The organism is Humiphilus diazotrophicus, from assembly GCF_059726315.1.
On record NZ_AP040870.1, the window covers coordinates 3,053,980 to 3,068,814 of the forward strand.

At 47.0% G+C, this 14,835-nt stretch carries 10 protein-coding genes and 1 pseudogene; 1 reads left to right on the forward strand and 10 read right to left on the reverse strand.

Going from position 1 to position 14,835, the window contains the following annotated elements; translation table 11 throughout:
* Positions 1–149: 149 nt before the first annotated feature.
* From AC6I7T_RS13190 to AC6I7T_RS13215, 6 genes and pseudogenes are all read right to left on the reverse strand, one after another.
* Positions 150–794, reverse strand: coding sequence for a hypothetical protein (locus tag AC6I7T_RS13190; protein WP_497793924.1), 645 nt, complete (start codon positions 792–794; stop codon positions 150–152).
* Positions 795–928: 134 nt separating this feature from the next.
* On the reverse strand, positions 929–1,618 hold the full coding sequence (locus AC6I7T_RS13195; RefSeq protein ID WP_497793925.1) for a hypothetical protein: 690 nt from the start codon (positions 1,616–1,618) through the stop codon (positions 929–931).
* A gap of 209 nt (positions 1,619–1,827) precedes the next feature.
* A pseudogene (locus AC6I7T_RS13200) lies at positions 1,828–1,974 on the reverse strand (RHS repeat-associated core domain-containing protein); the annotation flags it as partial.
* Positions 1,975–2,151: 177 nt separating this feature from the next.
* Positions 2,152–2,916 (reverse strand): hypothetical protein, encoded by a 765-nt coding sequence (locus AC6I7T_RS13205; protein ID WP_497793926.1) that lies wholly within the window; start codon positions 2,914–2,916, stop codon positions 2,152–2,154.
* 74 nt (positions 2,917–2,990) lie between these two features.
* Positions 2,991–5,123, reverse strand: a complete 2,133-nt coding sequence (locus tag AC6I7T_RS13210; RefSeq protein WP_497793927.1) for an RHS repeat-associated core domain-containing protein — start codon at positions 5,121–5,123, stop codon at positions 2,991–2,993.
* A gap of 133 nt (positions 5,124–5,256) precedes the next feature.
* A complete protein-coding gene (locus AC6I7T_RS13215) occupies positions 5,257–7,782 on the reverse strand; it encodes a hypothetical protein (protein ID WP_497793928.1) in 2,526 nt (841 codons plus the stop codon).
* A gap of 403 nt (positions 7,783–8,185) precedes the next feature.
* On the opposite strand from AC6I7T_RS13215, the gene AC6I7T_RS13220 reads away from it, so the two are divergent.
* Positions 8,186–9,166: an IS5 family transposase gene (locus AC6I7T_RS13220; protein ID WP_497793517.1), complete on the forward strand. Its 981-nt coding sequence runs from the start codon at positions 8,186–8,188 to the stop codon at positions 9,164–9,166.
* Positions 9,167–9,253: 87 nt separating this feature from the next.
* On the opposite strand, the gene AC6I7T_RS13225 is transcribed toward AC6I7T_RS13220, so the two are convergent.
* The 4 genes from AC6I7T_RS13225 to AC6I7T_RS13240 form a co-directional block, all read right to left on the reverse strand.
* The gene (locus AC6I7T_RS13225; RefSeq protein ID WP_497793929.1) at positions 9,254–10,018 is read right to left on the reverse strand and encodes a hypothetical protein; all 765 of its coding nucleotides are present in this window, start codon (positions 10,016–10,018) and stop codon (positions 9,254–9,256) included.
* A 539-nt stretch (positions 10,019–10,557) separates the two neighbouring features.
* A complete protein-coding gene (locus AC6I7T_RS13230; protein WP_497793930.1) occupies positions 10,558–11,778 on the reverse strand; it encodes a hypothetical protein in 1,221 nt (406 codons plus the stop codon).
* Between the two features lie 56 nt (positions 11,779–11,834).
* The gene (locus AC6I7T_RS13235) at positions 11,835–12,293 is read right to left on the reverse strand and encodes a hypothetical protein (RefSeq protein ID WP_497793931.1); all 459 of its coding nucleotides are present in this window, start codon (positions 12,291–12,293) and stop codon (positions 11,835–11,837) included.
* A 308-nt stretch (positions 12,294–12,601) separates the two neighbouring features.
* The gene (locus AC6I7T_RS13240) at positions 12,602–14,071 is read right to left on the reverse strand and encodes a hypothetical protein (protein WP_497793932.1); all 1,470 of its coding nucleotides are present in this window, start codon (positions 14,069–14,071) and stop codon (positions 12,602–12,604) included.
* Between the last annotated feature and the right edge of the window lie 764 nt (positions 14,072–14,835).

Consider the following 14,835-nt stretch of genomic DNA (forward strand, 5'->3'; position numbering starts at 1 on the left):
GCCGCTCCATTTCTTTAGGAATGGAGCGAGATCACGCGATGCGCTGTTCTCGTCTGCGCCTTTTAAACATGTTAGTGTTGGTACTACCCATTCCATCCTGAAGTCATCGTCGAGCTACAATACTGGGCATTTCGTCGCAATTGAGAGGCTTACGACTGCAAATCAGTCTTGTAAAACGAGATGAAGCTAGAGGGCCCTCGTAATGGCGAATTCACTTTGAGGTCAAAGCGAAATGGTATCTCCACATGCCAATCATCAGACACATGATTGATCGGCAAGCTGAAATAAATGCTCCGTGCTGGTGCTAAGGTCACGAAAGAACTAGCTGGTGATGTGTAGCCGTAGGGCATCGTTGCAGAGGCATTGGTCACAGTCGACGGCGCTTTCTTTTCTACACCTTCTTGTCTTTCGAATAGTGGTGGGGGCAGTGGACAATTCATTGGAGGGTTGATGTACGAAACGACGCCATCTCCGGTGTTTTGCTTCGGGTTCGGCACTACATTGTCCAAAATTCCAATTTCACCAGTCGGACTATCCGGTGGAACTCCGAACGTGCGAACGATTATTGGTACCGTGCAGTTGTTGTGTAGACGGAGCCAGATGCCCACTTTTGGCTCATCTTCATTCCGTGGAATTCTTGGCCCAAGATGATCAACTTGTAGGTAGACGTAGGGCTTGGTCTGGTCTATCAAGAATGCTTTCTGTGCACTGTTTTTAGCGGACAGCTTCGTATCGCCCTGTAGTACAGAAGAGAGTAACGCCATCGCGAGAACTACTGATATTGGTCTTCTCATCTTGGGACCACAGCTCCTCTCACGAAAGCAGAATTCGTATCCTTGTACGCTAACCTGTACAGAAGATTCCTCTTAAACCTATTTGGGAAGTCTGGTCGTGCATCACTCCACGGCTCTCCCCGCCCACCTTCCCACTACTTTCGAACCGTCTCCCTCATAACCGCAGGCAGATCTGAAAGAAAGAAGGGGATATAGCTATACGGCTGACGAAGACCGCTTCTTTCGGCAAGAGCGAAGCGAAAGGGCAATTCAAAGTGCCAGCCTTCCCCGAGATGATTTTTAGGGATGCTGAAATCGATCTTCTCTCCAGGCCGCAGCAATACTAATACCTCAACTCCAGGCTGGAATCCGGAGTTGTAGCCATGCGGTCGAGGGGTAGCCGTTGCTACCCGAAGTGTATTTCCTACGGCTTTCCGCTGTTCAGCCTCGTGTTCATTCGGATGGTCAAGAAGTTCCGTGTATGGCTTAACTTCTTTACCGATAAGTACCACAGAGCCGACAGGCTCCGGTCCAGGTGGAGGCGGATCCTCTACAATCTCATCCTCCAATCCAGTCAAAGCAGTTGTTGGATCGTGTAACTTCTTGAACCCCATGACCACAACAGGAATCGTGCAGTTACTCACTAGCTGGAAATATATACCCTGATCGGGTTCACCATCCGTAAGGGGATGACGGAAACCGATGTGAGTCGGCACCAGATAAAGTAATGGCTTCTGCGAATCAATCCGGATCTCAACCTTTCCAGGGGAGACCGCAGACTCGCCAGAGACTTGTCCCGGAGCCTGTGTTAAAAGAAGCCCCAATATGCTGAAAGTAAGCATCATTGAGTTCGCCCTCTCTGGAAAGTCGGAGAATCCAAGTCTTTGTAGTTCTCCTGAATCTTCTTCTCAAGGTCTAGCGTAATTGCCCTAAAGTGGAAGTCACGGTCCATAGCGTCAGGCGCTCTGCGAGCTTGCTCCAGCGCGGCAGCACACTTCCGGTTGTTTGCAGAGTCGCAATTCCAACTGTCTTCACAAACATACATTCCGGTTGGGTCGCTCGCAGCCAATGGGCTGTTCAGAGCGTAATTGTACATATTCCACGTTTGCGGGTTAGCTAGATTGGTAGCTCCGATGTTGCCGGGATCCGAACTCAAGATCCTACCCATGCTGCTTGCATAGTACCTGGCCCCGAAGTTGATTCAGCATCCCGTTCTTTGCCGGTAAAACGGCATGGCGCACAACGCACATCAAATGTACAACCGCCGAACTGCATCATAACCATATCACCCTTCATCGTACATCTAGCCCAGGTCAGAATTGAGACCTGGGCTAGCCGCCCCGCAGGACGACTTGCGGTTGGTTACAACGGGTCGGGATTACGGCACTCGGCAGTAGTTTGTATCGAAATTGCCCCTTATTTCCGGATGTGTTTTGAGGTATCTAAACAGGCCCGGCTTGAAATCGCAGAGTGTGCTGCATGGAATCATACCTGTAAAGCAACTATGATTGAAATCGTAGGATATTTGCACTTGATCAAGTGTCGCTAAGGGTGTGAAGGATTCATCCAAGCCCGAGCCACCATTTGGGGCAATGTTTAAAAATGACATTTCAACGGAATAGACACTCAATGCCTTATCGATCCCAGACAGTTTGTGCCAGCTGCTCCCAAGCCAGCCGTGACTTCCTTCGACAAAGGTATCGCCATTTATAGATTCAACGCGTCCGTTTTGAATATGCACACCCACAAGGACAAGCCAGTTCCGCAAGCCGAGGAAACCACGCAAATAATTAGGGGCGTAAACCATCAGGTAGGCCATTGCGCTATGTCCATTAGAAAACACTTGAAACGGCGATAGCTTTATTTCATATGAATAACTTGTGCTGTTTGCCTCGGTAGACTCTGGATACTTCTTGGCACCGCCATAACGAGCAACGTACGGCAAGACGGTTTCCTCGTTGTCGCCAACCTTAATTAATGCCGCTTCAGACAGCATAGACAGAGCGAGGTGTACTGCATATCGCGAATAAACGCGAAGCCCGAAACAACACGCGAGAAAAGCGGCGATCAATGACAGAGTGACCTTCAACATAAAGCCGGATCGTTTGCCAAAAGCCGCTTTCATTTCAGTCAAAAGTTTCATGCTGTACCACTCATGTTCTTCGTTTGTGTGTGAAACATCCTAGCTCTCCACGAGATTTACAATCCTAATGCTAATCATTCCGGAGCAGGAGTGGAAACGGGAGTAAACTTCGGCACGTCGCCGCTACGATCTACATGAAGCTGCCAAGTGGTTTGCACTGTTCCGTCTGCATTCTTTCCCACCACAATCTGCACTCTCTCCCCGTTAACACTCCAGTGCTGATCGAGCGACGGCGAAAGAATTCCCGCTCCTGTCAAGATGCGATCCTTCCCGCTGCCATTGTTTGTTCCCTGATTTGCATAGCTTCCGTTATCAATGTTAGGATTTGACTCCCACAAAGTTACTTTGACATTGGGGTCATTGGGACTAGTTGAAACTGGCCCCTTCAACACACCATTCTCGATTTTAGTTGGAGTATATGTCACATGCCTGACATCACTGTTATCTGGTTCCTTCGTGTCTTTGTTTCCAGGTATCGAACTAGTCTGCACAAGCACAATATTCCTGTTCACTCCCTTTTGTGCCACTTGTTCGTCAGTTTTCCAGCCTTTACCGCTAGCCGCGTTCCATAGCTTTTGGCACCAATCGCAGTGGCCATCTGCATCCACTCCACCCAGTGGATTGTTCCGCATATATCCGTAGAGATTGAGCGTCTGAGGGTTGTCGAGCTTCGCGTACGGCACAGGCTCGGCTTTGGCGGACCAATCGGGCGACAGGAACCTACCCATCGTAGATGCATAGTATCTAGCACCGAAGTAGTCATTGCCAGATTCGGCATCCCGTTCTTTGCCGGTAAAATGTGGATTTACACAATTGGAAGTATCCCCAAAAGGTAAGCTTGCACATTGCTCATAAGCTCCTAAGTCTGCCCGTAGCTCAACCCGCTTTGTTCCCAGTGGATCTGTCAAGTTGAACTGCAAACCACCTGCATCATAGGTTGCCAAAAGTTGGTTTCCCAGATAGACTTTTGATTTACTCCACTGTCCTTGGCTATTCACAATACTGATTTCTTCTCCGGATTTTCCTGTGATATACCTCTCATTGAGTGCAAACCCATTGGCGCTGCTATCACAGTCAAATACACTAGTGGAACCTTTTGCAACACGGTTACCATCCGCATCGTAAATATACTGCGTGTTGAACCCCGTTGTTTTATTGTGTACAGCACATAATCGACCCTCCTCATCATATAGATACCGATATACATTATCGTCAGTCACATTCCCCGCGGCATCATAAATATGACCGCCCAGAGTGGAACTAATCACATGATTTGTGCTGTCGTAATTCGCCCAGTAGGAATGTGACCCTGATTTATCTTCTGCCGTTCGATTTCCATGTTGATCATAGGTCCAGGTCATCGGCTGACCTAGATATGGTCCACTGCTTGGGCTTCCAGTGACCAAACGGTTCAAGCTATCATACCTATAAGACCAAACACCATTTATCGAATCACTAATCCCAGAGACATTTCCGTTTTTTTCATAGTCAGTTACATTGTACTGATAGAGTGTTCCTCCGATAATAGGATTCGGAGCGCTATCCGGAACCAGCGTAAACGGCCAGCCGTTGCTATTTGCGTTATCGGCCGTAACAATAACGCTCCCGGTAGAGGCATTTGCAGGTACCGTAACTACAATGCTAGTGTGGCTCCAACTAGAAGGAACTGCCATCACTCCATTGAAGCTTACATAGTTCAGCCCTATTGTTGCCAGACCAAACCCTTGACCTGTAATAGTTACCTGCATTCCTGCTTTTCCTGAAGGCGGGAATATCGAAGTAATCTTGGGAGCCAAATTGCCGGTTATATTTGAGCCATTTATCCCAAACGAACCGGAGGCGAACCCTGCATCGGAAACAGACGAACCGCTGACATCATTGGGGCCTATTTCGATGCCATCTCTTGCCTGCAAAATAATATCGGCACCTACGGCCCTTGCACAAACTAAGCCACCATGACAGCCGCAATTTCGGGTGAACTTGACAGCAAGTGTAGAGGCTATTGAAGCTGGTGTGGAGTATTGCCCATATGAGGCAGTCTCAACGTGACCACTTATTCTAAGGATCACTGTGCCATAATCCCAGATCCCGCCAATAGATTGCTCCCCGCCTGTAATGGTGACTTTTGTTGACGCAGAAGCTAATAGATGGCCCATAGTTAAGAGTAAAGGAATCAGCAGGAGACTGCGGTTTAACTTGCTTGACATTTCAACTCCACCGAGATCAATCCCGGCTTTATTAGTCATGAGGACACGATGTCTTCAGAAATCTTTGTATGAGATGTGCAGCGACAAAAGCCGATATCGTCCACACGAATAAAAGCCTGAATTCGTCTTTGCGCTATTGAGAACTCGAATAGGTTTTCGCATTCAGGCGGCCACGGTTGTCATAAGTTTGTGTCAAGGAGAATTGAAAATTAGACTGGCTATTAATTCCAAACTGTCCATAGGACAAATTTCCCCAAGGATCGTAAGACGGTGACGACGTAAGTGGCACTTGAAAAAGTGTGTCAGGATAAAGAGAGCTACCAGCCCAGTTCGACTTGATGCTGCTCACTTGATTAGAGGAATCATAATCGTATGAGAGATGCACTTCAGGACTAGAGACCCCGTTTGTCGACGAGCTTGTCTTGCTTGCAAGGTTGTAACTATATTCGATTGGCGGAGGAAAGTTTGATCCTGCTTTGCAGTCTCCCGAAAGGGAAAAACAAGCTGCCTTCGCGCTCATATTTCCACTCTCGTCATAAGCAAACGCATTATGGGTTTTATTATCCGAAGTGTAGTTCTCAGTTAATCTTCCGATGGCGGACGAAAAGTCAAACAACCTTGAAGCGTTACACCCTGAGCAAATATTCGATAATTGATACCGATCATAAAGAAAGATCTGCGAAGGATTGCTTTCACAGGAGTTCTGTCCGTAGGATTTTCCCGTGATCCGGTTTAGAGCATCGTAGCAATAATTGATCTTCACATTTCGCGCATCTGTTTTCTCCAAGAGGTTTCCATTTCCATCGTATCCTCCAGCGCATTCGGATCCCGAACCACTCCAATGTCCATAGCAGGTCCAGCCCGATTCAGGATTATATGCAGTAACTAAATGCGAAAGGCTGTCGTAGTTAAAAACACGATCTGTAAGACCATTTTGAACTACCTTGGTAAGGTTACCCAATGCATCATAAGAATAGGTTGTCTTATAACCGAATCCTGATGGATCCTCAATGACATTCGTTAAGTGGTCCAGTGCATCATAGGCTCTTTGCCAATGCCTCCGCGTTTCATCATAAAAATTAACAACATTTTTATCATAAGTCCATTCCAGATATGAGTTGCCAGGACAATTTGCCGTCGCTCCATCATCTGGTTGACACTGATATCGCAGTCTACCTATTGAATCATAGATATAACTTGTTACGCCATAAGTGCTATCCTTTCCGCTATAATAAGGATTAGATTTCGAAGCTACTAGTCCTTCCGAATTATAGGTAATATCTATATTCCGTCTACCTGGGAAGCTTTGATTAATGATGCGCCCAAGCCCATCGTAGTTTGTCGTCGTCTGAATAAGACCGTCACCCTTAACATCTTTATCCTGCGACATCACAACTTGAGTCGCACTTGGATAAGAATATTGAATCCAGCTTTCTCTCGTCGTTCCAACTGCATTTTTGATTGTCTTTATTCTATCAGCTTCGTCGTAGCTGTACTGTGTCCGGACGGAGTTTTGATCGGTGCGAGAAAGGAGTAGCCCCGTTGAAAGATCGTAGCTGAGTTGTTCGATGTGAGATATGCCATTTGTCGATGGATATTGAATCATTATGGGGAAAGACCCACTTTTATCGTAGGTAATCTTTGTCACATTGCCTCTAGCATCTATCCTTTGAGTGGGCATGCCGTAGCTGCTATAGACTGTTGAGCTCGTGAGATTGCCATTGATTATGCTAGACCATCGTTTTATCGAAGTTTGATTGCCTCGTATGCCAGATGGGCTACCGTTGTCTTCGTCATATCCATAGGTGGTAACCGCAGAATTCCCACCCGATCCGCTCAACGTAATTTTATCAGGCAGGTCGAGAAGATTGGCCTTGTAGTATTCAGAAGAAGTCTGCCACTTATATTTCTCTTCTACCTTTGAAAGCGTGCTTCCATCAAAGTCGGTTATCGTGGTAGAAGTTGCTTTTTGAAAAGGGGTCCTATATTGGCCATTCCCACTCTCCATAAAAAAGCATTCCTGCTTCCCCGTGACTGGGCAAACAGGAAGAACATTTAAGAAACCATCATCATACATATATGAAGTCATGGTAGATATAGTTCCATCCAAAGTAGTTACTACCGAGTTTAGAATTGGATAGGAGCCAACTTCCGGCCACGAATTTGCTGGTATGATTAGTTCCGGCGCAGGTATGAAAGTGTAGTCTTTCTTTATTTCCTTCAGCAGGGTTCTGGATTCACCTCTACCGTGATAATACCGACGATCTGCTTCAACAAGGTTACACCCCCCAGATGTGCCATGGTACGAAACAAACCTATACTCGATATCATTACCATCTCCATGATTTAGATGATTTACATTTGTTCCATCAGTAGAATACTCCATCCCCCAACTCTTTATTGCGCCATTCAGTGAATCCTCTGACCTACCGGTGATGACTCTGTGCTGTGGATTATATGGAAGTCCGGCCAAGCTAATGAAGAAACCGTTCAGTTTTGTGCTATACATGTCGACGCAGTCGAAAAGAGATTTATAGCTGTAACTAACTTTACCCCCTTTCGGGCGATAAATCTTAACCAGATCTCCATATCCAATTGACTTTGCGTTGGAGGGGTCTGCTCCATCATACTCAAACGCCCAATAGGTCCCATCTGGCAAAACTACACTTTGTAATGCAATGGTCGAATCGAGATATTCATGAAAATCGTAACTTGTACTATGTGTATTCGAACCCCTATAGACAATTCCATAAACATCAGCTCCGTTTCTGCGAAGAAAGTTGGTGTGAATAGATATCTTTGCATCACAAAACGTATATTCTAGAGTCCCACCGTTTACATCTGGAACGGACCAGGTTCTACTGGATACCAAGCTCTGATTGCTAATACCTAAAAGGGGACATCTAGGAGAAATAGACCCATCTGCATAGTCGTCTAGATTGAACTTATTACCATGCGTGTCGGTGATATCGTAGTGGCTACTATCTAACCTAGGGAACCTCTGAAAAACTAGCCGAACCAGGAATGGAGCGGATAAAGTGAAAGAGGGGAGAAGATCACGGATGCAACAGATGACATTGGCCCATCAAGCAGAGTTCCAACGTTATGCGAAGAAGACACGGCGGGAACAGTTTCTGGAAGAGATGGAGGCGGCGATGCCATGGAGCGAACTGCTGAGACTGGTTGCACCGTATTATTCGAAGGGAGAACAAGGGCGCAAACCTGTGGGTCTTGGGATCATGCTGCGGGTCTACTTTTTGCAGCAGTGGTTTGCTCTGTCGGATCCAGCAGTGGAAGACGCGCTCTATGAATCGGCAGTGATGCGCCGCTTCGCCGGAATTGATCTGGGCCGAGCGCCGGCGCCGGATGAAACCACGATTCTCAACTTCCGCCACTTATTGGAAGCCCATCAACTGTGCGGGCAGATGCTGGATACGGTGAACCTGTATCTGGAGAGCAAAGGCATTCGTATCAGCACCGGCACCATCGTGGATGCGACGATTATTCACGCACCGACCTCGACGAAGAACGAGAAGAAAGAGCGCGATCCGGAGATGCATCAGACCAAGAAGGGAAATCAGTGGTACTTCGGAATCAAAGCCCATATCGGGGTGGATGCGAAAGCGGGCATCGTGCATTCGCTTTGTACGACAGCGGCTTCGGTCTCCGATGTGCATATGCTGGGGGACTTATTGCACGGGGAGGAGAAGAAAGTCTGGGGAGACGCGGGCTATCAAGGACAGAGCGATAAGATTCACCAAGCCGCACCGGGAGCACAAGACATGACCTCGCGGCGGGTGAAAACCAAGGCGGGTGTGGACGAAGAGCAAAAGCGCAGGAATCGGAGCAAATCGCGGGTGCGAGCCAAGGTAGAATGGCCCTTCCGTATCCTCAAACGTATCTTCGGCTTGGTGAAAGTTCGTTATCGTGGCTTAAAGAAGAACCACGAATGGTTGTGTGCTGCCTTTGCCCTGGTCAATCTTTATCAGAACCGTAAACGGTTGGCGAAGATCAACCAGCGGCTTGCCCCTCAAGGGGCGTAGTGTGTCCACTGGAGGTCTTGTGAACCTCCAGTGAACAAAAACGAGAAGAGGAATCACCGCAGAAAACGCTGCTTTGGGTTGGTTATGTTAAAAACTTAGCCCGCTACTTAATAACTCAATGTTTTTCAGAGGTTCCCTAGATACGACAAGTTGATTGCCTGAGGTATCGGTGATGGTCGAGGTATTTGTTGTATCGTTGCTCGCGTATTCTGTTCCGTCCGAAGTATAGAGCGTTCCTGTAGCTCCGTTTTTATATCCATTGCTATCTGTTAAAATCTCTAGCAACCCAGAACCATCGAAGGAATGCAATCTCACATTATCAGTTGATGAATCATAACCAAGAACGTGCTCTGCGCCGGAGGCATCAGTTACCTTGTGTATGTTGGTATGCCCATAAAAGATATCTACATGACTGGTATTTGAGTCATTAAAAAGAAAATCATCTCCCCCGTGATTAACTGACAATGCTTGGTCAAAAGACCGATATACAAATGCATCTCGATCCAACATGTAGCGTACGCTACAATTGTTCATGTCGTTGTCACAGGATCTGAAAGCTCTATATGCGGTGCCGTTGCTGCGAAGCGAAAAGCTCAGAGAAAGTTTTCCTTTTTGAGGTATGGAGTATAGCGGGATATGGATATTTAGATTTCCATTCGACATGTTAACTGAATCAATATCCGAATCCTCATAGGTTCCATAGCCAACAATTCCGATCTGATTGGGATTCCCTATCGTCTGACCGTACACCGTGGTACAAATAAGGACTGCTAAAACCGCATATTCAAAAAAAAACTGCCGGGGTGCAAAACCTCTACGCGTCAAATGTTCGGATGGGAGATCTAAATACATTCTTCCTCTCAACAACCTTCGTATTTTCTCTGTTTGGACAACTGTAAACATTTATGTGGTGCTTCATTGCATCGAGAGGTATCTAAATGCGTCAATGGAGAGCAAGAGGAATGCTTTTAACAGCAATGCGACTATGGTCACACATAACTTACCTGTCGCGATACTTGCAGAGAATGGCTCTTCATTCTGACAACTCTCCTTACTGGTTGCCTCTATCGAGATAGTTCTATGTAATACCGACACACGCAGTACTGAAGCAATCTTAATATTGTGGATAGATTTACGTGGATCTCTATGATTTGTCAAGGAGTATATACAAAGAGATGGCCAAATTCAGGTTCGATATTGCCTCCTGGCAATCAAATTCAGGGCGCATTGTTAATTGAAGCTCAAAAGAGAAGAGATGTACCCAGAGATCTTCGCTTTCTCGCCCTTACGAATCGACCAGATTTCGGGCAACTAAAATGGGAATCTTCACTTCACCAAGATCTAGGACTTCCAATTGTCGCGTAGTCTTGGCGATTAGACAGCCCAAATAGCTACTGCAGAGATACCAAAACCTCAACTATGCCAAAGCCTGAAACAAGAGAGCCCATGGCTTTCCCCACAATGGCTCCAGTCCACAAGCTGCGATCCGTCCCCTTCATGGCATATCCAGGAGTCGACGAAGTGACCAATATGTCTCCCGGACGAATTGCACCATTCTCCGCGCTTACCTTGGTCGGAACGATACCAACAACCGCCATGGGAATTTCATCGGCATTCTTCACGTTTGTCTGTCTTCTACCAACAACGCCCGGTTTCGTCGAATATATCCCGGCAACCGCAGTGGAATATTGCTCGGATGATTTGAGGAACTTGCCTTCCATATTTGGATCAATCACGAGTACATCTCCTGGCTCATATTTCCTACGATCATCGGAGACATCGACAGACTCAGCATAATCGCCACCGCATAGAGATCCCGTCCATGCCGAAGTTTGAGTACTGCCATCGGCAAAAATGATGGATCCCCCACTCCCACTGGTCAGTTTCACCCCGCCATTTACTTCGAGCTTGGCACCAGGGCCTGTTGTACCAATTCCAACGTTACCCCCGGCAGTAATTCTCATGTATTCATTTGCAGCACTCGTACTTCCGCAACAGACACCACTCCCAAAAGCAATTCCGTAGCTTCCATTAGGAGGGTTGAAGTCGATATACCCCATGCCGGTTTGATCGATCACCTGTCGAATTCTCGTTGTGGTCGACATCCAGTCTGCCCCATTGCTATTACGCAACTGGTAGATATCAAGAAAGCTGCTATTGCCATTACCGTTGTTGAGTGACAACAGATCTGCAATGCTGCCTGAAGACGTTCCCAAATTTGGACCTTGAACTGTTAATGGTGCGTTAGGACTCGCAGTGCCTATTCCAACATTTCCGCTATCACCGCGAATCACCATGCGGCCGCCATTGGTCTGAAAAGCCAACCCCCAATACCCTGCCAACTGGACAGCATTTGGATAACCGGGCCAGAGATTAACCGTACTCTTGCCTAGGCCATACCAGGGAGCACCATTCACGTTGTCCCCATTTGAGCTGTCGACTCTGAAACCCGCATTGGTGCCCAAGCTTGCAGCCTCACCAATCACTTGAAGTGGGAAACCTGGCGAGTTGGTTCCAATCCCGACATTGCCATTTGGAGGATAGATGTTCTGTGCGGCAGCACCGAACATGTTCACAAAATATAGGAATCCGACTATGACTAGCTTTCTCATAATCTATGTTTTCGCTTTCTGGTAGTTGCTAATCTTGCCACGATCAATCCCGAGCATCATCTCACGCGTTGGTAACACGGAAGCACAGCTCGCGTTTCCAGTGACTGAGGTAATTGTGGTTGAAACTGTAATTTCTCCGGGAGAATTACCATATCATCATCCGGCGCCGTCCGTAGAAGCATCTGCCCATAGGGAACATCGCAATTGTCTCGACGCCTGACTTTGAAGGCACTTCCGTTTGCTGAAGATAGTAGACTTTTGCTAATCGGAGCCGCATAGCTAGGATATTCATCAATGAACTTGGCCAGAACAGATTGAGATGAATTCTTTAGCCTCAATTCAACCAGATAAGTGTCCTGGTTCCCTGCCCATCCACCGTGAATAGCGGTTCCTCGAGCCCAAAATCGCACCGTTGCCTTCTCGCTGCGAATCTTTTCTGAAATAGCCCCTACGACAGTGAAGGACAATAGCACCATGAGAAAGCCCGCCAAAGCCCTTCTCTTAATCCGTTTCATAATCACATCCTTCTATAAACTCAACTCAGAACAAAGGAAAATTTGCATAAACTTTTAGTTCGGCAAGTATTCTGACAATTTTCGACTTTGACAAGGATGGGCACCTACAAACTAATAGAGCCCAATGTTCGAAGACTGGACACCAAGAAACGCAGCTATGGTATAGAGAAAATCGGCTTCACAAAGGGCTTCTCTCCTTCGTAAAGACTTCCCGTAGGCTCAAGTACTCTTCTCACAAGAAGCCTCAGCAATTATTGTGAGCCCCTAATATAAGAAGCCGCCGACAGAGGCATATTCAGCTCATGCAGTTATTGCAAGGAGACCAACACTTCAATAATCCCCGAACCAGAAGACAATGTGTCCATAGCCTTGCCAACAATAGCTCCTGTCCATAGACTACGGTCCGTACCCTTCATCGCATATCCCGGAATCGAAGAGGTTACAAGGATATCTCCCGGTTCAATCGGGCCATTCTCTGCACTGACCTTTGTTGGAACAATTCCAATAACCGCCAGGGGAATCTCATCTAGGCTCTTGGCGCTGGATTGTCTGCGCCCGACAACTCCAGGTTTTGTTGAATAGACCCCGGCCACCGCCGTGGAATACGGTGTATTTGCCTTGATGAACTTTCCTTTGACCTTGGGATCAATGATTAATACATCGCCCGGTTCATACGCCTTCCGGTCATCAGAAACGTCGATGGACTCAGCATAATCTCCCCCACAGAGAGATCCTGTCCACGCGGTACTTTGACTTGTCCCATCGGAGAAAATAATTGAGCCACCGCGACCGCTGGCTAACTGAATGTTTCCGGTATTCGTGATTCGCATCACCTCAGAGGTGTTATCGAAGTTTCCTGGAGTTGTACCCAAGGTATAGAAAGCGAGATCGGTATTTTGGACACGAGCATTATTCTCGGCATAAACATTCTTATTAATAGCAACGATCTTCGCCCCAATGGTGTCCTGATCGACGTCTCTCCAGCTGGAAAACAGAATTTGGTGACGAGATGTCTCGGCTTGCATCGGTACCCCTATATTCCCGCTGATCGTTCCGCCGATTCTCACATTGGTCTGAGTGCCTCCAGTATTGCTTAACCGCAGCACTTCAGCCGTATTGTCATTTGAACCTGGAGTCGTGCCCAGTGTAAAAAATGCCAGTTCGGTATTCTGGACCAGCGCATTATTTGTGGCATATATATTTTTGTTGATCGCTGCAATTTTTGCTCCAATTGTATCCGGAACAATATCTCTCCAACTGGAGAACAAGATCTGATGGCGTGATGTTTCAGCCTGCATTGGAACGCCAATATTGCCACTAGTGATACCTCCGATTCTCACATTTGCCTGGATCCCTCCAGTATTACTTAATCTCAGCACCTCAACTGTATTATCTCTAGAATCCGGAGTAGTACCTAACGTGAAAAAGGTGAGATCGGTATTCTGGACAAGCGCATTGCTATCAGCGTAAATATTCCTGTTGACAGCAGCGATTTTGGCGCCGATTGTATCCGGAACAATATCTCTCCAACTTGGAAATACGAGCTGCGTGTGAGAAGTCTCGCCCTGCATTGGCACTGCTATATTACCGGGTGTCGATATCCCAAGCTGCAGGCTGCTATCATTCAATTGATTAATTAATGAGTTCCCGATTGCAGAACCGTTTGTAAAAACCGGGATTCTGTTTGACGTTCCTCCAGATGTGGTAACTGTCGTCTGCGCAAACCCGGTCAGCATGCATGTTGAGTAAAGGATGCTCGTCAAGATTAACTTTTTCATAACTCCCGTAGCTTTCTCTCCTGCCAATTCAATGCTTCATATTGATAGTGGATATAGATTCTATCTCTATAGGTCCCGTCATGTAACAAGAATGTCTGGAATGGGAACACAATCGACATATAACAGTACTAACCTGCATTATTCACGAGAGCATGGGAATATGGTTTGCGGGGAAGGTTGCTAAAAAGCAGGTAGAAGAGAGAGTTTTGTTAAAAATGTAGTACCTATATAGCCTTCTATATTCTTTGAGTCCATGAGGGGAGAGGGCGGAGCAGTTTTGAGGCAGAACTCTCCTTTAGGCTATTAGCTGAAAGGTAGGGATCGGATTTTTGATCGTTAAAGACGGAGCTATCCTGGCAAGATGTGAGGGCAAGAGCCGGACGCAGACTCTATCGCCGCTAGCCGCTTGGAGGCGCAGTTCTTGGATCAAAGCATAGGCAGATGCAGGCAGCAATACGGCGAGCACGGCCGCTAAAACGCTTGGCATGACGCTGGATCACTTGGACAGCAACGCTTCTCCCTGAAGGTAAAGTTTCTTGACTCCCGCGGGGTTCTCGAAACCCGACATCGTTGACTGCGATACTAAATCCATCCCAGTAATAGGATTACGCTCTAATAGCATCTTGTGAATCGAACCCCTACCAGGCGTCCAACATCGTTGGCATTTGGGTATCCAGAAGCCAGAGAGAATACCTTCTGAGCGGGCAATCCTTCCAACAATTAATCCACGTTGCCCGATCGCCGCTTGTCCTGGAAACTGTCAG